Genomic DNA, 19,447 nt, shown 5'->3' on the forward strand with positions numbered 1-19,447 from the left:
ATGACGAATGAAGGCGATGGATGTTGAAATGATTAAGGTGAATTATTTAAATTTTACGGAAAGCTTGAAATCTGTCGTGCTCGGTACAATCGACGATGAGGGAAAACCTTTTGTTTCCTATGCTCCCTTTGTGAAGTTCAACGGAAAGCTCTACATTTATATTAGCAGAATCGCTCATCATTTCCGGTACATGGAAGCCAATCCATCAGTGGACGTTATGCTGCTGGAGGATGAGTCGCAGACTACAAATTTATTTGCTAGGCAGCGTGCTCGCTTCGTTTGTAATGCGGTTAATATCGGCAATGAAGGACATATTGAGATATTTGAACGGTTTGAGCAAACCTTCGGCAAAAACATGATAGGCATGCTTCGCGGCCTCGATTTCTCTTTGTTTGAGCTGACGGCTTCGGAAGGCCGTTATGTAGCAGGCTTCGGTCAGGCTTACGATATCGACTTGTCAGGCGAGAAATTTGAGCATGTTGCAAGAGATGGGCATGCACAAGCGAAGAAAGCTTAATAAGAGCAGAGGAGCGGACGCTATTATGATGATCACAACAGTACTGCCTATTTGGCGTGCTATTCAAGAAAGATTCCACAAAACGGTCAAAGCATTGCCGGAGCAGGATTTGTCTTTACAGCTTGGAGCATCCTCCATTGGCTATATGCTTCGACATAACGCTGAGGTTGAATATATGTTCGCAGACTGGTTCTTCGGTAAAAGCATGCCGGAGGGATTGCAGATCTCGACAAGCAGAGGTGCTGCTGGAAGCAAAGCAACCTACGATAATTTACAGGAGCTTATTGCGTTTCTTGAATCCTCCAACAATCATCTTATGGATGCAATGAAAGAGCTCCCAGAGGAGAAATGGCATCAAATCGTGGACTGTCCGATCGGCCCCTCAACGCCGCTTGAGGCTGTTGGCCGTTTAATGTACCATACCGGCATCCATGCAGGCCAAATCTCGCTTATTCAAAAATGCGCTCCTAAAGAGGAGTCAGCTACTTAGGGATACGATTGAAGTCTCAGAGACCACTCTCTGGGGCTTTTTTTATGAAATAATAGTCAAATACAAATGTCGGATCATGACGGAAAATACGGATTAAGAGTAAAGGTCGCAGGTGATTTCGGTAAATGATGCCGCAATTTGAAGGGAAAGAATCGATTAAATTGAACTCGCTCTGAAAATTATGGACACATGGAGCGATTAGACAGTTTGGAAAACAAGATATTGTATCATTTGATTTACTCTTTGCCTTATTTGTAGTACCACTTATAATATATACATAACATCATAATTAGGATTGCAAGGCTATTGCTAAAACTAGATATTTAACAAGGAGTTGCTATCATGATATTAGAGGTTGCTTCATTGCAGGTTAAGGCAGGGCTGTCCGAACAATTTGAAAGCAATTTCAAAGCCGCATCGAAAATTATCTCAAGCATGAACGGTTATGTCAGTCATGAACTTCAGAAATGCTTAGAAGAGGATAATAAATATATATTGCTTGTACGATGGGAAACGCTGGAGGATCATACCGTTGGTTTTCGCGGATCGGCGGAATATTTGGAGTGGAAAAGTCTGCTGCATCATTTCTATGATCCATTTCCAGCGGTGGAGCATTATACAAATGTGGATATTAGCTAGAGTGAATGGTATGAGCCATCACTGAAAATAAACATAGAGGTGAGAAGCATTCAAGATTTTATTCCGTTACATCTTTGCTTCGATGGTGTAGGTCAAGAGGTCGAGATACTGGACGTTGTACAACTGGGTGATGACCTGTATCGCATTGAGGAGAATCCTGTATTTACTGAAAATGTTGCCTTTGGAGACGTTATTCGTGTAAGAGCGTTCAAGGATGTATCCATGTACATAGAAACGATAGAGAAATCAACGTTCACCAGGCATAATTGGCTGCTAAGCAAAGAAGTTATTTATTCATTAGAGCTTAAACTATTAAAAAATAAAATTCGAGAGTGCCAAGGCAAGTCGCAGCAAGTGTTTGGCGGTATTTTTATTGTAAATTTACCTGCTCATTCAGAAATTGATATAAACCATGAGGTACAAAAGGTAATCAAAGCAGTTGGGAAGTAAAGTTTAAACGATAAAGCAGCAGAGAAGGAGGAGTTATAGGTGGAGCTTGGGCTAAAAGGAAAAATCGCACTCATTACAGGCGGGAGCAAAGGAATTGGACTAGCAACAGCATTGCTGCTGGCAGAGGAAGGTGCTGAGGTAGCCATTGTTGCACGGGAGGAGGAGTCTCTGCGCAGCGCGGCAGCACTTATAAAGGAACGAACAGGCAAAGAAGCGTTGGCAATCAGCGCGGATGTAAGTCGGCCGGAAGATGCCGCAAGAGCGGTTGAGCAAACGGCAGCACACTTTGGCGGTGTCAACATTCTTGTGAATAACGCAGGAGTTTCTGCGGCGCAGCCTTTTGAGAAGGTGGAGACTGATGCATGGACAGCGGATCTCGATTTGAAGCTGCTTGGAGCAGTTCATTTTGCGCGTGCGGTACTTCCATATATGCGTAAAGCAAGTGGAGGAGCTATCGTCAACGTGACAGCTATAGGCGGGAAAACGCCGGGTGCTTCCTCTCTCCCAACCTCCGTTAGCCGCGCCGCAGGCCTTGCACTGACCAAAGCGATGAGCAAGGATCTGGCTGTGGATCAAATTCGTGTAAATGCAGTTTGCATCGGGCTGATTCGCAGCGCTCAAATCGAGCGGATGTGGCAAGCTGCGAGCCCTGAGCTTAGCTGGGATGAATTCTCAGCGGACAAGCGCCATGGGATACCTTTGGGTCGAATTGGCAGGGCGTCGGAAGCAGCAAATGTTATCGGTTTTCTCGTTTCGGAAGCCGCATCTTTCGTAACGGGCACGTCTGTAAATATTGATGGCGGCATTTCTGCGGTGCTGTAGTCTGTCTGCTGAAATAAGAAACGAAAGAAGCTCCTTACAGATTGCCGCATTGAACGGTTCTGTTTGGAGCTATTATTATTACTATTTTTTTATTTCTTTTGTTGGAATCGTTGGTTGAAGCGGTCAACTCGTCCGCCTTTATCGGTATTGCGTTGTTTGCCTGTATAAAAAGGATGCGAAGCGGAGCTTGTATCTACGCGAATGACCGGGTAGCTATTACCGTCTTCCCATTCCATTTTTTCATTGGACGATTTGGTTGAGCCCGTCAAAAATTTGTAGCCGCTGCTCACATCAAAAAACAATACTTGATGGTAAACGGGATGTATGCCACTTTTCATTTTGTTCTCTCCTTTTATTTGTAATTGTTACGAATAACTTTTTTTTATCATACTCGAAATACGATTTTTGTGTCAAGGAGTATGGTTAAACACTTATTAATATATGGTATTTGCTAATTTCGCAAAAGTATACTACCATTAAATTATAATCATTCTAAAAGTAAGCCTTTACATAAAGTGGAATGCATTCATGTACTGGCTTTTCAATAAAAGGAGGTAGCTTTGCATGTTAAACATCACAGCAGAAACGGATCGAATAAATCGACATTTGATGGCGAACGGATATAAACTGACAACTCAGCGTGAGATTATATTGCGAGTGCTGCTTGAGAACGAAATGGATCACTTGAGTGCAGAAGGTGTCTTCATGCTCGTAAAGCAGAAAAATTCTGATATCGGTCTAGCGACTGTATATCGGACACTCGAACTGCTCGCTGAGCTTCATGTTGTTGAGAAAATGAATTTCGGGGATGGTGTAGCCCGCTATGATCTTCGCGGTGAGGATCATGAGCATATGCATCATCATCTAATATGCGATGAATGCGGCTCACTGACAGAAATTAAAGAGGATTGGCTGCTCGAGCTTGAGCAGCGAATTGAACGGGAGTATGGCTTTAAAGTGACGGATCATCGGCTTGATTTTACAGGCAACTATAAGTCTTGCAGCAAGGGCCAATGCAAACGGAGAAATAAAGCTGTATCTTAACTTCATAAAGGTTGTAAGAAGGGCTTCTCCACTATGTGGGAGAGGCTCTTATTTGTTTAGTTATGCGGTCGTTGCATGTCTAGCCATCATCGAAATTTTCAAAAATGTTTCAAAACATTATTGTATAATATAAGAATGCTCTCGCAGATAAACATCTTACATAGAATAGAGGGGATTTAATGGAGCATGTTCATGGAACCTATGATAGTTTATTAGTTATTTTCTCTTATATTATAGCAGTCATGGCTTCATATACAGCACTGGATCTTGCAGGAAGAGTGAGTACCTCCAAAGGAAGCACAAAGCTAAGCTGGCTGATGTTTGGAGCGGCTTCTATGGGGATGGGAATCTGGTCGATGCATTTTGTCGGCATGCTCGCGTTAAAGCTTCCTTTCCCTATAAAATATGATTTGGTTATCGTGCTTATCTCGGTAATTGCAGCGATTGGAGCGGCTTTTACTGCGCTGTATGTTGTCGGTCGTAGTGAACTTTCGAGATCGCAATTGCTAGCTGGCGGATTATTGCTTGCCACAGGCATTACGATCATGCACTATGTTGGCATGTCTGCAATGCTTATACATATAACCTATAATCCGATTATCGTTATGCTCTCTATTCTTATCGCATTTGTCGCATCCATTGCAGCTCTTTGGCTATCGTTTTATTTCCGTAAGGATAGACAGAAAGGACAATGGTGGAAAAAGCTTGGAAGCGGCGCTATTATGGGGGCTGCGATAGTTGGCATGCATTATACAGGAATGGTCGCAGCTAATTTTCATACTAGCAATAAGACTGCTTTGTTTTTTGGCGTTATTTTGGATCAAACGTGGCTGGCCTACATTATTGCGTTAGGTATATTTTTTACACTTGGATTATCTTTGTTTGGAATCTATATATCGAAGCGATTTGCCCATAAGGACTCAGAAATTGAACAAAATGAAAAATGGTACAAGTCCTTGTATGAAAATAGTCAGGATGGCATCGTGTCTGTTGATTTGCATTACCGTGTGACTAGTCATAATACGAATGCTTTGAAGATAACCGGTTTCAGCAGCAAGCAGGTTATGCATCAATCGATATCCACGTTAAGCGGGATTATTGTTCATGAAGATCAAGAACGTGTGAAGCAAATGTTTCAAAGATCCTTTGCGGGGGAGACTTTGAATCACGAAACCGCCATCATCCGTGCTGACGGCATGAGAATTGAGCTCAACGTAGCTAATGTACCGGTTGTTGTGGATGGTGAAGTAGTAGGCAGCTATATTATTTTTAAAGATATAACCGCTGAGAAGCGGGCGCAGCTGAAAGTCAATCATTTAGCCTTTCATGACGAATTGACAGGTTTGCCGAATCGTCGCAAATTTAATCAAGCGATTGCTGAGACCATTGAACAGAGCAGTACAAGCGATTCGCACTTTGCTGTGATGGTGCTTGATATCGACCGTTTTAAAATTATAAATGATTCACTAGGGCATATGGTCGGCGATCAGTTTTTGCAGGAAGTTAGCGGACGCATTCAACAAGCTATTGCAGGGCAAGACGTTATGCTTGCCCGCATGGGCGGAGACGAGTTTACGCTGCTGTGCCGCAATTATGAAACGCAAGATACGATTAAGCGGTTAGCGGAACAGATCATCAGCTGCATCCAAGCACCGTATCGATTAAAGGACAGCGATTTTTATGTATCCGCAAGTATCGGAATTGCACTGTTCCCTAGCCATGGACAGGATGCTGTACAGCTGCTCAAAAATGCCGATACAGCGATGTATGAAGTGAAGAAAAAAGGTAAAAACGATTATCAATTTTTCACTGGCGAGCTCGACCGAGTGCTGCAAGAAAAAATCGAATTAGAGGGCGATCTTCGAAAAGCGATCGAACGAGGGGAACTGCTGCTCCATTACCAGCCGCAAATCCGAACAGAGGATCGTGCGATGATTGGGATGGAGGCGCTTGTACGCTGGCAGCATCCAACTAGAGGACTTCTAAGTCCAGGCGTCTTTATACCGCTTGCGGAGGAGACCGGTCTCATTTATGAAATGGGAACATGGGTACTGCGCGAAGCCTGCAAACAAATGCGGATGTGGCATGTACAGGGAGGGCCGCTTATCCCTATATCCGTCAACTTATCTTCGCAACAATTCCATCAGCCTAAACTTGCGGATTATATTATGGCTATACTGCAGGAAACGGGATTGGAGCCGAAGTATTTAGAGCTGGAAATAACAGAAAGCATGATGATGGACGCTGCATTGTCCAGCAGCATTTTGAATCAATTGAATGAATATGGTATTCGCATTAGCTTAGATGATTTTGGGACAGGCTACAGCTCACTCAGTTATTTGAAAATGTTCCCGATTCAAAAAGTTAAAATAGATCGCTCCTTCATCCGTGATATTACAAATAACAGCGATGATAGAGCGATCGTTTCAACGATCATTGCGATGGCTATGCATTTGAATATGGAAGTTATTGCGGAGGGAATTGAAACGAAGGATCAGCTGGATATTTTAACGGACAATTCGTGCAGAAAGATTCAGGGCTATTATTTTAGCAAGCCGTTGTCTGCAAGTGCTGTGGAAGAACGTTTTTTTGTGCCAGCGCGATAAGCAAACTTTAAAAAAAGAAGCTGTTTCTAAAAGGTGATTACCTTCCAGAGACAGCTTCTTAATTTTGTTCTTCAACTGCTTTGCTTAAGCAATTTCGGCAGATGCAGGCTTTGTTTTTGAGCTCTTCAGGAACGGTCTCTAGAAGCGTGCTGGGAAATGATTTCTGGAAGCACCAGCAATCTTTCGCTGTATTGTTTTCTTCCATAGCACAATCGTTTGGCCCATTGCAAAGGGGACAATTCATGAATGCAGTCGCCTCCTTGCTTGTTATTCAGTGACGTTAAGCACAAATTTCTCAATAACGTGGCGAACGCCTTCCTCGTTATTCGACAACGTTACATAGTCTGCAATGTCCTTCAGAGATTGAATGGCGTTGCCCATTGCTACACCAAGTCCGGCAGCGATAATCATTTCATTATCATTCCATGCATCGCCAAGGGCGATTGTTTGGTCCATTGTACAGCCAAGATGCTCGGCCATAAATTTCAGTGCATGTCCTTTAGTGCCTTCCTTATGCAAGAACTCTAAATAGTGCGCTTTGGATTTAGTAATATGCACGCGATCACCGATTAGCGGCTTAAGCTGCTCAGCGATTTCATCGAGGCGAGCCGGATCATCGATAATAAGCATTTTGTTCATCGGAAAGTCGAGCAATTTGTTGAAGTCTGGCTCTATTTTGTAAGGGATATTGGCAAGCTTAGAATAAGCTTTGATTTTGTCATTGTCATGAGTACTGTAAAGCTCATCGTCAACGTAAAGCTGCAGGTGCAAGCCGTTCTCCTCAGCGAATGCGTGAAGCTCTTTAGCCGCATCAATCGGTACGTTTCTTTCATACAGGACTTGTCCATCAAGCAGTGTTTTGACGAGTGCCCCTTGATAGGTAATAATAGGAACATTGAGTTCAATTTGCTTAGCAATTTTTTGAGCGGAAGCAAACATGCGGCCTGTTGCCAGTGTAACCGTTACACCTTGGGCAATAGCAGCTTCCATGGCACGCTTCGTGCCTTCCGTTACGGTTAGGTCATCCGTTAATAACGTGTCGTCAACATCAATCGCGATAAGTTTATACATACTAGCGGTGAAGCTCCTCTCCAGCTCTCTATATTTAAAAATATAAGAAGTTATAAGTTCCACATGTATAACTAGGCTTATATTTCGCTGCGAAACGATTGCATACGCCGCCAAAGACGGCGTTGGCCGTTTGCGCTTTGATTAGGTTGATTGTAGCTAAAATGATCCAGACATTCAAGACTAGGCTTATGCTTACGAAGTAAGTTTTGCTTCACAAAACTGGGTTTATGCTTACGAAGTAAGTTTTACTTCGTATAACTTTTGAGGAGATGAACAGATGAACTATTTTACATCAGCGGCAGCAAAACAAAGATTTCTGACTCTCTGCGTCATGGGAGCTGTGGTATTTACTGCTCTTGGCTTTGCAATCGGGTTTTTCTGGATGGGGAATCAGTATCCGATGATCAAGGAGCCGACCTTTAAGCAATTTACGGTTTCATACAACAAAATTATGAATGACTACTTAAACGGAGCTGAGCCGAAGAAGCTGATTAATGGCGCAATTGCAGGCATGGTTAGCTCGCTTGAGGACCCGTATTCCCGGTATTTGGCTGAGGAAAAGGGCAGTGCCTATACCCAGTCCTATGAGGGCGAAATATATGGAATTGGTGCTGAATTGCGCGAAGAGGAAGGCATGTTCATCATTACCGGGCTCACGAAGGGAGCTCCAGCCGAGCGAGGCGGCTTACTGACGGGCGATATCATTCTCTCGGTAGATAATCAGAAGCTGGCTGGAAAGACGTTTGAGGAGCTGCTTGGCCTTGTTAGAGGCAAGGAAGGAACATCAGTCTCGCTGCAGATTCAGCGCCCGAATCAAGTTGAGCCGATTACATTAAAGCTGAAGCGGGAAGCTATTCCAGTACATACGGTAACGTCTGAGCTTCTTGAAGGCGGTATCGGGCATGTAACGATTAGCCGTTTCGCTGAGAAAACTGCGGATGAATTTGAAGCTGCAATTACGGAGCTGCAGGCGAAGCAGCCGCTTAAAGGATTGCTGCTGGATATGCGATCCAACCCCGGTGGATTGCTGCAGCCAACCATTAAGATTGCAAGCAGGCTTATACCGAAAAACAAGGTTATTTTGAATGTCGTTTACAAAAATGAGCGGCAAACGATTTCGTATAAATCTGATCAGAAGAAGGAATGGAAAGTGCCGATTGTAGTACTCGTGAATGGACAATCTGCAAGCGCGAGCGAGGTGCTGACGGCTGCGTTAAAGGAATCAGCGGGAGCAACCGTTGTCGGTGAAAAAACGTATGGCAAAGGTGTTGTACAAGCTTTTAATCAGTTTAAGGACGGTTCTGTCTTAAGCTTAACGGAAGCGCAGTGGAAGACGCCGGGCGGCACTTGGATTAACAAAACAGGCGTATCACCGGATTTTGCAGTAGCCCTTCCCGAATATACGAAACTAAGACCGCTTGCGATTGGCACACATATGAAGATAGGCAGCTATGGCGAGGATGTAAAGACGCTGCAGATGATGCTGAAGGAGCTCGGTTATTCTCCTACAGGACAAGAAGGAATGTTCGATAAACAAACAGCAGCAGCATTAACTAAGTTCCAAAAAGCCGAGAAGCTGGAGGCTACGGGCAGTTTCAATGACAAAACGGGGTATAAGCTGCTGGAGCGTCTACGCGAGAAGCTTGGACGCGAGGACAGTCAGCTGATTAAAGGGTTAGAGGTTCTTAAAAACGGCAGTTGACAACGGGGATGATAATCATTATCATCAAGTAGGAAGCAAATCCTTCGTTGCGCTGCGGGGTGTATCTTATGAAGAAGATTAAGTATTGCAAACGGAATCTCAAGAACGGTTTGGAGCCGGTTTATAAGGCGATGAAAAATCGATATCCGGATATTAAGCAGAAAAAAAGTGATTGCCTTGGCGATTGCAAAACCTGCAAGCTAGAGTGCTTCGTCGTGGTCAAGTCGAAGACGGTTAGCGCGCCGTCCGCAGAGAAGCTCTATAAGCGATTGAAAAAAATGATCGGGTAGCTTAAATTTCAATAAATTAACAAGAACGGCATTTGCCGTTCTTTATTTTTATGTTAGAATAAGTACAATCTAGGAAAGCTGAGGTGCATAAGCATGAATGATGGATTAGCAGAAGCATTAAATGAACAGATGAATTTTGAATTTTATTCAGCGCATGTGTATCTGGCAATGGCGGCTTACTGTTCAGGTGAAAGTCTTGATGGTTTCGCTAACTTCTTCATTGTACAGGCTGAGGAAGAACGGTTTCATGCAATGAAAATATACAAGTTTCTGAATGACCGTGGTCGTCGTGCTACGCTGTCTGCTCTTGGAGAGCCGAATAACGAATACTCTTCCATTTTGGACACTTTCGAGCAAGGCTACGGACATGAGCAGCAAAATACAAAACGTTTCTATAATTTATCTGACCTTGCGATCAACGATCGCGAGCATGCAACGATCAACTTCCTCAAGTGGTTTATCGATGAGCAGGTTGAAGAAGAGGCGTTGTTCGATAACATTATCCATAAGCTGAAACGCATCGACAAGGATAGCAATGCATTCTATATGCTTGATGCTGAGTTCGCTGGACGTTCCTTCACTCCTCCAGCAGTTTAAGCTGGACACCGCAATAATGAATAATAAGGGGATGTGCCGGAAGTAGAGAAATCTACTTTCGATACATCCCCTTTTTTCGATCGAGTGGTTATTCAGCCCTTAAGCAATTGCTCCACAATTCGATTGGCTGCTGCTGCGGTTGAAATTCCATGTTCGTCAGCTGCTTGAAATACGTTCATCAGTGTACCATTTATTTTCTCAACCTTTTGCTGTGCTGTCGCAGCATCCCCACCAATAAGCTCAACAGAGGTTACGATAATGCCGCCTGCGTTAATCACATAATCCGGTGCATACAAAATGCCAAGCTCATGAAGCTTCTCGCCATGGCGGCTTTCTGCTAATTGATTGTTCGCTGCCCCAGCAACAATGCTGCAGTCCAGCTGGCCTAATGTAAAATCATTTAGGATGCCGCCTAAGGCACATGGCGAGAAGACATCGCAAGGTATGCGCATAATGACATCTGGCTTGCAAGGAATTGCCCCAAACTCCTCGACAACCTTCTTCACCCGCTTTGAATCAACGTCCGTTACAACGAGCTCTGCGCCCGCATGCTTCAAATAGCGGCATAGCTGATAGCCTACTTTGCCTAATCCTTGAACGGCAATGATTTTTTGCTGCATATTTTCGGAACCGTAAACCGTTTTGAGAGAGGCCTGAATGCCAAGGAAAACGCCGTATGCGGTCATTTTAGCTGTAAAATCATTTACTGCTCCGAGCGACCCTGATACATCAGTCACATAGGGTGTCTCGAGGCGAACCCAGTCCATATCCGAAACATCTGTACCCAGATCCATACCGGTAATATAGCTTCCTTGCAGGTTTTGAATATGCTGGCCTAGCGCCCGAAACAATATTTCCCGCGAGCTTTGACCGGGCTGGCTTAGAATGACAGCTTTGCCGCCGCCAAATGGCAAACCTGAGATCGCTGATTTATAGGTCATTCCCTGCGCTAGCCGCAGCGCATCGAGGACAGCAGCTTCATCGCTGGCATATTGCCAAAACCGGCAGCCGCCGAGGGAAGGACCAAGCTTTGTGCTGTCTATTGCAATAATTGCCTTTAAACCGATAGAACGATCCTGGAGGAAGATGAGCTGCTCATAGCTTTGATTCCATACATCCAAGTGGATTCCTCCTTTGAGGTCTGCCTGTCGCGCTTCTTGTATGTAGTGTATTCATTGCTGCTATCATGAGCTACGTCATGTGTCCCAAGCCGCATCAATAAAGCGGGCAAAATTAATCATAGTAATTCTCTACCAGATCGGGCACAAATAATTTGTTATAGTGGAATGGAATAGATTCATCATTTGCAAACAACTAGGATGGATTCACGATTTAAAATAGATAATGAAAAAGGATGAGGTACCCTTGCATTTATTTCCTGTAGCATACTCGCTATTATCAACCGAAGCGTTATTGTCGCATATTAAAGCCCACTATGGCATTCATGAGTCCGCTCGTCTGCACTATTTTCTGAGAGGGATGAACGATACTTATATTTTAGAGACGGAGCAAGGCAAATACATATTTAGAGTGTACCGAGCGGACCGGAGAAACCAATCAGAGATTGCTTTTGAATTAGATTTATTAAACGATCTTCATGCAAAAGGGATAAGCGTGTCCGTACCGATTGAGAAAAATGACGGCACATTTATTAATGAGTTTTTGGTCCCTGAGGGTGTAAAGTACGGGGTAATGTTTAGTTTTGCAGATGGTCAAGAAAAGCGAATGCAGCATCCAGAAGACAGTCGTCTATTTGGCGCTTCCGTTGCTCAAATTCATCAAGCTGCTGACGATTTCACCTCTGAGCACACAAGGGGAGAGCTCGATTTGGAGCATTTGATAGACAATCCGCTTCGCATAATTAAGCAGCACATGGAAAATCGGCAAGAGGATTATCAATTTCTAAATGAGCTGGTTATGCGCTTAAAAGATCAGCTTAACATTCATCTGGAAGCAGGGCTGGACTTTGGAATTTGTCATGGGGATTTGCATGGCAATACGAATGTCGCTTTTACGGAAAATGGGACATTGACGCATTATGATTTTGATATTTGCGGTTATGGCTGGCGAGCTTATGACATTGCGGAATTTAGACTGGCAAGAGAAATTCATAGCAGGCACGATAAAGAAGAGGTTGAACGTCTTTGGGATGCATTTATTTGCGGATACAGAGAAATCAGATCTATAGGCGAAAATGATATTCAAGCGGTTCCGATATTTGTAGCGCTTAGACAGCTATGGCTCTTTAGCTTATGCTTCAGTGAATCTAAGTTGATCGGAGCAGCTGATTTTGATGACGGATTTATCGACAGCAAGATGGAGTATTTTAGAAATTTAGTGTAGATGTCACAAAAAAACTCATCTTATCGTTATATGTGCAAACATGCACAGGAGCTGATGGAGATGAAAGAGAAAAAGGAAATAACATGTGTCATTATTGGCGGCGGTTATGCAGGCATTAACGCCCTCAAGGCAATACGAAAAACATTGCAGCCGGAATTAGGAGCTGGGAAGCTCCGTTTAATTCTGATTGATAAGCAGCCATACCATCTTCGGAAGGTATTGCTGTTCAAGCCGGCTGTTAATGATGATAATATTGTTGTTCCTTTTGGCAGCTTATTTCCAGATGGCGTGGAATTTATTCAAGGAATGGTAATGACCATAGAAAAAAGAGATAAGCGGTTATTGTATCAAGATGAGAGCGGGCACGAGCAGCATTTAAAATACGATATTCTCATTTTGGCAGCTGGAAGCGTTATTCGTCAGCCCGATGCCGATCAGGGCGGTATTGCCTTGACTGGACTCGCAAGCGCAGCTCATATTCGAGAGCATTGGCATGAAAACTTGAGAAAAGCGGTAAAGGAAACAAGCCGTGCTGAGCGTCAAAGATGGATGACTGTTGCCGTTGCAGGGGCGGGGATTAGCGGAATCGAATCATCTGCTGAGCTTGTCTACGCTTTGCGTAAGGAAGCAAGTGCACTCGGACTTGATCCGTCAGAGGTGATTCTCTACTTGCTAAATGCGCAGGATAGGTTATTTCAGGAGGGACCGGCAAAGGTTGGCATGAAGCTAGAGCGCTTGCTTAAGGGCAGCGGAGTGACCGTTCTGCACGGACGCAAAGCTATTCGTGAGAGGGAAGGGGAGCTTCTCTTATCGGATGGTGGGATTTTAAAGGTGGGCTTATGTATTTGGACGCTTGGCCTGCTGCCCAATCCGATGCTCAGAAGCATGGGGCTGCCGCTTACTGCAGATGGTCGAGTCATTGTGGACGCTAATTACCGTGTGAAAGAAGCATCTGGGATATATAGCATTGGCGACTGTGCTCAAATTGTTGACCCGGTGAGCGGGCTTGAGGATAGGATGACGTGCAAGGAAGCGACAGCGCAAGCAGATAGGCTGGGGAAAGTCATAACGGCAGAAATAATGGGTCATTCTGCACCTGTACACAAGAGCTATATTGATTTTTTCTGTTTTGGTCTCGGGCCAGAGCGGGGAATGGTATGGACAAGGCAATGGGGCCTCGACATTATCATTACGGGGAAGCTTGGATGGAAGGTTCGGAAAATGACTTGGGATTATGCGAGTCTCATAAAATGATAAAAGCAGCATTTGTTATGAAACGAGGGATGGTGAAATGAAAGAGCTTTACCTGCAATATAAAGCGCTTTTGTTCAAAATCGCATACCAGCTTACGGGTTCGGCTGCTGACGCTGAAGATATCGTGCAGGATGTTTTCGTGAAGGCATATGATATAGATCCAGAGAGCATAGCCGAGCCGAAGGCTTATTTGTGCAAAATGGCGACAAACCGCAGCTTGGATTTGCTAAAGTCTGCCCGAAAGCAGCGAGAGCGGTACGTTGGGCCGTGGCTCCCAGAACCCATTATTACAGAAGAGACGGATGCACTGGATGCCGTTATTCACCACGATTTGTTGTCTTATGCAATGCTGGTTTTGCTTGAACGGTTAACCCCCTCGGAGCGTGCTGTATTTGTGCTTCGTGAAGCGCTGGGCTTCGAATATTCGGATATTGCAAAGCTAATAGAAAAAAGCGAAGTCAATTGTCGAAAGCTGCTGAGCCGTGCGCGAGACAAAATGGGGATTTCCGAAGCTGAACCTGTTCATGCGCAGCCTGCGGGTGAAGAATGGGTTCGTCGTTTTGTATTGGAGCTTGCGGAGGGCAATGTGAAGGAGGTCCTTTCTCTGCTTGCAGAGGAGGTTGTACTCCTTTCAGATGGCGGAGGCAAAGTGTCTGCTGCTATTCATCCTATTAAAACACGCGAAAACGTTTCTCGGTTTCTATTCGGTTTGGTTCAAAAAGGACCACTTGCTGATGGCAGTTTGAAAGCCGAGCTTAGAATACTGAACGGTCAGACGGGACTTGTTTTACGATCAGATAAAGGAATCGAGGGGGTTACTCTTTTCCATGTGGTGCAGGGGGGCGCACTTCATCTGTACATTGTAAGAAATCCAGATAAGCTGAAACTGTTGGAATTGAATACTGGCGGATCATCATGAGGGAGGTGTCTTCATTTGAAGTTAATTGACGAGACCGTTGTAAAATCGGCACAAGCCAAAGATGATATTTTCACTGTACTTCAGAGGTATAAGGATTTTTGCGCACAAAATAATATACAGGAAAATCATGAGTTGATTTATTAATGCTGAGAGTAAAAATAGGAGAGATTATCGTGATGACACAACTTGCTAAACACATTATTGAGGGGAATTCGGTATTATTGCGTCCAGCAAAGGAGTCCGATATAGAGCCTTATTTAGCTTTTTTACAAGATACGGAGATGAACCTGCTGACAGGGTCACAAAAAGCTTTTACACGTGAGGAAATCGAAGCTTGGATTCGTAAAATTAGCGTCATAAACCAAGACCGATTTGACTCCATGATTATATTGAAGGAAACAGGAGAGCTGCTTGGCGAGGTTGTACTAAATGATATGGATACGATCAATCGCAGCGCGAATATACGTATCGGTATTCAAGGGACGCAGCATCGCGGCAAAGGTTATGGTACAGAAGCGCTGCTTCTCATGCTTAGATACGGCTTTCATAAGTTGAACTTGCACCGAATCCATCTCGGAGTATACGCCTTTAATCCGCGCGCCATCCATGTGTATGAGAAGATCGGATTTCATCGCGAGGGAGTAGAGAGGGATGCTTTGTTTATGGATGGGAAGTTTCATGATCTCATTACGATGTCTATATTAGAGGATGAGTTCGACGCGCTATATGGAGCATAAAAACAAACAAATAAAGCGCCAATCGAGGACACGGTTCATTCCATGTTCGGGATTGGCGCTTTTTTTTGCAACTACATCTCGTTAGAATGGAGCGCGAGGAAGGAGTCAACGAGCTCAGGGTCAAAATGCAGTCCGCGCTGTTCGCTAATATATTCCAGCGCCCGTTCTTCGGACCATTTTTCTTTGTAGGGACGGGTGCTGGTCAATGCATCATAAACATCAACGACGCTGACGATACGCGCTTCAATTGGAATGGTTTCTCCGGCAAGCTGATGCGGGTAGCCGGTGCCGTCCCATTTTTCATGATGGTATAAAATAATATTTTTACCCATTTCGAGCTCAAGCTTAAATAAATCATCTGTAAGCTCAGCATAAATTTTATCAATGATATCAACGCCGATTTGGGTGTGCATTTCAACAATATTTCGTTCGTAATAAGCGAGCGGACCCGGCTTATATAGAATGCCCTCCGGAATTCCTGATTTGCCGATATCGTGCAAAATGCTCGCATGCGAAATGCGGTTCACGGCTTCCTCCGTCCAGCATAATTGCATGCGTTCATTATGGAAGTGAGTGAGCCGTTCCGTTAAATCCCGCACACGGACGAGATGCTGCTCGATGCCCGGATCACGAATTTCGCAAGAAATGGCGAGCACCTTAAGCATCGAGCTTTGAATGGAGCCGATGCGCTCCTCTGGTAAATAGAAGCCGCTCTTTAACTTCTCCAGCTCACGAAAAATACCGATATAATAGGTTACCCCTGCGATTTGCAGAGGTGTTATGGTAATGGAGGAATGCCAAATGCTGCTGTCTCTTCGCCGATTTGTTAGTACGCCTGACCATGGCAAGCCTTGTTTAAGTGCTTGCTTCATCTGATCATGCGTTTCCTTTGGCGTATAGGATGTTCGCAGGATGCCAGCTTTTTTCCCTGCTATTTCTAGTGATGAGTAGCCCGTAATTTTCTCGTAGGACGGATTGACTGCAAGAATATGATGTTCTATATCTGTGATGATCACAGCATCAGCTAGTTTAAGGTAATGGACTAGGTGTTCATTCATGTTGCAAATCGTTTCTCCTCACTTCTTTTTCTTCGGCAAAATCTTTGTGCCTTGCTCCATTGGAGACTGGCATAATGGGCAAGCACGAGTCTCTGATTGCGAATCCTCGTACGTAATAATACGCTGCCATACCTCGCAGGAATCGCTAGTACATAACCATGCAAGAGCAGATTCTGTATCACCGTCCTCTTCTTCACCTGACATAAAGGCAGAGCGAATGAACCTGGATAGTTCAGCCGGTTTTCCCCGGTACAGAGCAGGGGAGCTGATATACAACTCCTCTTGGGCTCTAGTAACAGCAACATAGGCGAGTCTTCGTTCTTCCTCCAGCGCTTCTGCCAGTGCGTTGTCGCCCGTTTGAATGGAGCTCCGGTCACTATGCTTATCCGCAGCTAATGCAGAGCTATGCGGTAAAATGCCTTCTGAGGCACCGATGACGAATACAACAGGAAATTCAAGTCCTTTGGATCTATGAATGGACATCAAAGATATCGCACTGCGGTTATGATTATGCTTCTGAAGCTGCTGCACGGCAGCATGCTTGTCCGTAATATCATCAATATAGGCCAGAAAAGCTTCGATGCTATCATAGCTGCTCGCCGCAGACTCGAACTCATCAAGCACTTCCTTTAGACCTTCCTTATGCTCCGTCATTTCATGACGCTTGCTCGTTTCAAGAAATTGGTCATAAAAGGATTGGCGAAGCTGCATAATAGCTTCAGCAGGCTTTAATTCGGCCAGCGCTTTAATAAGCTTGATGCGTTCTTTGATTTTGTCTTTCTGAAATTCTTTGATCTGCGGAAATTCAAGCAGATGTATGAGCGGCCATTTCTTAGCACGCTGTTTGTCTTGGTTCCATATGAAAGCCATAGCCTGTTCCCGATTGACATAAAGCGAGGGCAGCAAAATTTCCATCGCATCGAAATTGCGGCGATCTATTGCAAGCCTCAGATGGGCAACTAGCGGCTTTATCGCCCACTGGTCATAAAATAGCTGGCCGTCGCCGAAGTCGATAAACGGAAGCTCCTTTGTAAGAAGCAGCTCGACGAGCGCCCTGCTGCTGCTCGCAGTACGGAATAAAACAGCAAAATCGCCAAAGGAGCGATTGCCTTGAGCAATTTGAGTGCTAATTGTGTCTGTAATGAGCTTTGCCTCGTCTTGCGTCGTCTTAAGCCGTGCATAGGAGGGGCTAACTCCTTTGGGCTTGACAGCAAAGAGCGATTTCTCTTTGCGGAGCTTATTATATTGAATGATAGCATTGCCAAGTCCGACTATTGTGCTCGTTGAGCGGTAGTTAATATCCAGTACATAAGTTGCTGCACCTGGATATTGATGCTCGAAGTTCAATATATAATCGTTTTTTGCACCGTTGAAGGAATAGATCGTCTGATCGTCATCGCCGACGACCATAAGATTGCGATGCTTGTCGGCAAGCATTTGGACGAGCACGTATTGCACCTGATTCGTATCTTGGAATTCATCGATCATGATGTACTGAAAGCGCTGCTGAAGGGTAGCAAGCAGCGCCTTGTCGTCCCTCAGAAGCTTGTACGCTTCAAGCAGCAAATCATCGTAATCGAATTTATCCATCTCTTTCTTCCACTGCTCATAACGGGTGAAAAGCAGCTTTAGCTCTCTTTCCTCCGTTGTAGAAGCGGGAAGGTCTTCGATGTTGATCATCTGCAGCTTAATGGCGGAGAGCTGTGCAAGAATGGTTTCGGGCTCATATTCGTTTTGCAGCAAAAGCTCCCGCATCAGACGTTTGAAAAAAATATGCTTTTGTCCGGTTTCACCCAAAATGCCTTGGCGATAGCCGCGCCCTCGCAGCAGTTGGAGGCAGAAGGAATGAAAGGTACGAGCCTCTACGCCGCTTGCTGCTTGCGGATTAAGCACAGGAAGAGCGCGAATGCGGCTTCGCATTTCATCAGCTGCTTTTTTGGAAAAAGTCATTAATAAAATATGCTGCGGCAAGGCGCCTTGCACAGCAAGCAGATAAGCTGTTCGGCATACGAGTACTGACGTCTTGCCCGATCCTGCTCCTGCCAGCGTTAGGGCTGCTCCTTTGTTATGGCGAACAGCGGCAATTTGAGGCCTATTGAGTGATATGCCGAATTGCTCTAAAGACCGGAAGAAGCCGGCATCCTTCTGGCTTGCATCAACAAGCTGAAGGCTCGTTTCGGCTTCTGCTTGCTCGGCAAAAGGAACCTGACTGTTCCGAATGCCTATGGGAAATGTATAATAGACATGACTCACTACTTCATCACCTTTAAGAATAATATTCACTTATTATAACAGAACATTAAAAGAATGAGGGATGACATCATGATTGAACAAGCTGTGAAAGAAGACTTAAAAGAAGTAATGCCGCTGCTGCTATCTGCGATCGGCCATATTGCCTACACCTTGGCAGGAACTGAGGATGATGCTGAAGTAGAGCGCATCCTTGGCGATTTTTATGTTCGCGAGGACAATCGGATTAGCTATAAGCATGTTCTTGTCGATAGGAGAGAAGATGGCATTGCAGGAATGCTTATTAGCTATTCAGGCGATGGAGCTGCAGAGCTGGATGTGCCATTTGTTACACGTCCTGGGCGAGATAAAGGTGTGCGTGCGGATGAAACGATTGCTGTTGAGGCACAAGGAGGCGACTTTTACTTGGATTCTATCGCAGTCGCCGAACGTTATCAGGGGCAGGGCATAGCTAAGGCGCTAATTAGCGCTTTTGAACAGAAGGGTGAAGAGGCTGGATGCAGCAGGCTGTCGCTGATTGTAGAGCCAGAAAATACGAGAGCTTATGCGATTTACAAAAAGCTTGGTTTTACTGAGGATGGTACGATTTTAGTGAGCGGAAGTCCTTATATCCGAATGGTAAAAATCAAGTAATTGTTCAATAAGTTAATTATGGAAT

The 19,447-nt window shown here is 44.7% G+C and carries 21 protein-coding genes; 15 read left to right on the forward strand and 6 right to left on the reverse strand.

Annotated elements, in window-relative coordinates:
- The first annotated feature begins 7 nt into the window (after positions 1-7).
- From AB4Z45_RS08755 to AB4Z45_RS08775, 5 genes are all read left to right on the forward strand, one after another.
- Entirely contained in the window at positions 8-517 is a 510-nt protein-coding gene (locus tag AB4Z45_RS08755) for a HugZ family pyridoxamine 5'-phosphate oxidase (RefSeq protein ID WP_441908775.1), read from the forward strand.
- A 25-nt stretch (positions 518-542) separates the two neighbouring features.
- Positions 543-1,007: a DinB family protein gene (locus AB4Z45_RS08760; protein ID WP_441908777.1), complete on the forward strand. Its 465-nt coding sequence runs from the start codon at positions 543-545 to the stop codon at positions 1,005-1,007.
- 342 nt (positions 1,008-1,349) lie between these two features.
- Positions 1,350-1,646 (forward strand): antibiotic biosynthesis monooxygenase family protein, encoded by a 297-nt coding sequence (locus AB4Z45_RS08765; protein WP_076268044.1) that lies wholly within the window; start codon positions 1,350-1,352, stop codon positions 1,644-1,646.
- Positions 1,647-1,685: 39 nt separating this feature from the next.
- Entirely contained in the window at positions 1,686-2,096 is a 411-nt protein-coding gene (locus AB4Z45_RS08770; RefSeq protein WP_076268043.1) for a DUF4265 domain-containing protein, read from the forward strand.
- A 39-nt stretch (positions 2,097-2,135) separates the two neighbouring features.
- Positions 2,136-2,918 (forward strand): SDR family NAD(P)-dependent oxidoreductase, encoded by a 783-nt coding sequence (locus AB4Z45_RS08775; protein WP_441908779.1) that lies wholly within the window; start codon positions 2,136-2,138, stop codon positions 2,916-2,918.
- A gap of 89 nt (positions 2,919-3,007) precedes the next feature.
- Here the strand turns inward: AB4Z45_RS08775 and AB4Z45_RS08780 are convergent, their stop codons facing one another.
- Complete coding sequence (locus AB4Z45_RS08780) at positions 3,008-3,256, reverse strand: type B 50S ribosomal protein L31 (protein ID WP_076268041.1); 249 nt, start codon at positions 3,254-3,256, stop codon at positions 3,008-3,010.
- A gap of 226 nt (positions 3,257-3,482) precedes the next feature.
- Between AB4Z45_RS08780 and fur the strand changes: the two genes are divergently transcribed.
- Complete coding sequence (gene fur / locus AB4Z45_RS08785) at positions 3,483-3,962, forward strand: ferric iron uptake transcriptional regulator (protein WP_339207536.1); 480 nt, start codon at positions 3,483-3,485, stop codon at positions 3,960-3,962.
- A 179-nt stretch (positions 3,963-4,141) separates the two neighbouring features.
- A complete protein-coding gene (locus AB4Z45_RS08790) occupies positions 4,142-6,568 on the forward strand; it encodes a bifunctional diguanylate cyclase/phosphodiesterase (RefSeq protein ID WP_441908781.1) in 2,427 nt (808 codons plus the stop codon).
- 58 nt (positions 6,569-6,626) lie between these two features.
- On the opposite strand, the gene AB4Z45_RS08795 is transcribed toward AB4Z45_RS08790, so the two are convergent.
- Both AB4Z45_RS08795 and AB4Z45_RS08800 read right to left on the reverse strand, forming a co-directional pair.
- Positions 6,627-6,812 (reverse strand): cysteine-rich CWC family protein, encoded by a 186-nt coding sequence (locus tag AB4Z45_RS08795; RefSeq protein WP_441908782.1) that lies wholly within the window; start codon positions 6,810-6,812, stop codon positions 6,627-6,629.
- 23 nt (positions 6,813-6,835) lie between these two features.
- Positions 6,836-7,639 (reverse strand): Cof-type HAD-IIB family hydrolase, encoded by an 804-nt coding sequence (locus AB4Z45_RS08800; protein WP_441908784.1) that lies wholly within the window; start codon positions 7,637-7,639, stop codon positions 6,836-6,838.
- Positions 7,640-7,916: 277 nt separating this feature from the next.
- Here AB4Z45_RS08800 and AB4Z45_RS08805 point away from each other — a divergent pair, with 277 nt between their 5' ends.
- The 3 genes from AB4Z45_RS08805 (at position 7,917) to AB4Z45_RS08815 (ending at position 10,228) form a co-directional block, all read left to right on the forward strand.
- A complete protein-coding gene (locus AB4Z45_RS08805; protein ID WP_441908785.1) occupies positions 7,917-9,341 on the forward strand; it encodes a S41 family peptidase in 1,425 nt (474 codons plus the stop codon).
- Between the two features lie 68 nt (positions 9,342-9,409).
- Positions 9,410-9,631: a DUF1450 domain-containing protein gene (locus AB4Z45_RS08810; protein ID WP_076268035.1), complete on the forward strand. Its 222-nt coding sequence runs from the start codon at positions 9,410-9,412 to the stop codon at positions 9,629-9,631.
- A gap of 93 nt (positions 9,632-9,724) precedes the next feature.
- Positions 9,725-10,228, forward strand: a complete 504-nt coding sequence (locus tag AB4Z45_RS08815; protein WP_076268034.1) for a ferritin — start codon at positions 9,725-9,727, stop codon at positions 10,226-10,228.
- 92 nt (positions 10,229-10,320) lie between these two features.
- Here AB4Z45_RS08815 and AB4Z45_RS08820 read toward each other — a convergent pair whose 3' ends face one another.
- Complete coding sequence (locus tag AB4Z45_RS08820; RefSeq protein WP_441908787.1) at positions 10,321-11,349, reverse strand: Leu/Phe/Val dehydrogenase; 1,029 nt, start codon at positions 11,347-11,349, stop codon at positions 10,321-10,323.
- Positions 11,350-11,593: 244 nt separating this feature from the next.
- Between AB4Z45_RS08820 and AB4Z45_RS08825 the strand changes: the two genes are divergently transcribed.
- The 4 genes from AB4Z45_RS08825 to AB4Z45_RS08840 all read left to right on the forward strand — a co-directional run bounded on the left by AB4Z45_RS08825 (position 11,594) and on the right by AB4Z45_RS08840 (position 15,481).
- Entirely contained in the window at positions 11,594-12,571 is a 978-nt protein-coding gene (locus AB4Z45_RS08825; RefSeq protein ID WP_441908789.1) for a phosphotransferase enzyme family protein, read from the forward strand.
- Positions 12,572-12,631: 60 nt separating this feature from the next.
- Positions 12,632-13,825: an NAD(P)/FAD-dependent oxidoreductase gene (locus AB4Z45_RS08830; RefSeq protein WP_441908791.1), complete on the forward strand. Its 1,194-nt coding sequence runs from the start codon at positions 12,632-12,634 to the stop codon at positions 13,823-13,825.
- Positions 13,826-13,862: 37 nt separating this feature from the next.
- Positions 13,863-14,744, forward strand: coding sequence for an RNA polymerase sigma factor SigJ (sigJ, locus tag AB4Z45_RS08835; protein WP_441908792.1), 882 nt, complete (start codon positions 13,863-13,865; stop codon positions 14,742-14,744).
- 176 nt (positions 14,745-14,920) lie between these two features.
- Positions 14,921-15,481, forward strand: a complete 561-nt coding sequence (locus AB4Z45_RS08840; protein WP_441909079.1) for a GNAT family N-acetyltransferase — start codon at positions 14,921-14,923, stop codon at positions 15,479-15,481.
- A 71-nt stretch (positions 15,482-15,552) separates the two neighbouring features.
- Here the strand turns inward: AB4Z45_RS08840 and AB4Z45_RS08845 are convergent, their stop codons facing one another.
- Both AB4Z45_RS08845 and AB4Z45_RS08850 read right to left on the reverse strand, forming a co-directional pair.
- The gene (locus AB4Z45_RS08845; protein WP_441908793.1) at positions 15,553-16,539 is read right to left on the reverse strand and encodes an HD domain-containing phosphohydrolase; all 987 of its coding nucleotides are present in this window, start codon (positions 16,537-16,539) and stop codon (positions 15,553-15,555) included.
- Between the two features lie 18 nt (positions 16,540-16,557).
- Positions 16,558-18,792 (reverse strand): UvrD-helicase domain-containing protein, encoded by a 2,235-nt coding sequence (locus AB4Z45_RS08850; protein ID WP_441908794.1) that lies wholly within the window; start codon positions 18,790-18,792, stop codon positions 16,558-16,560.
- 69 nt (positions 18,793-18,861) lie between these two features.
- Between AB4Z45_RS08850 and AB4Z45_RS08855 the strand changes: the two genes are divergently transcribed.
- Positions 18,862-19,422, forward strand: coding sequence for a GNAT family N-acetyltransferase (locus AB4Z45_RS08855; protein ID WP_441908795.1), 561 nt, complete (start codon positions 18,862-18,864; stop codon positions 19,420-19,422).
- Positions 19,423-19,447 lie beyond the last annotated feature (25 nt).

It is taken from the genome of Paenibacillus sp. MCAF9, from assembly GCF_052114265.1.
Lineage (GTDB): Bacteria > Bacillota > Bacilli > Paenibacillales > Paenibacillaceae > Pristimantibacillus.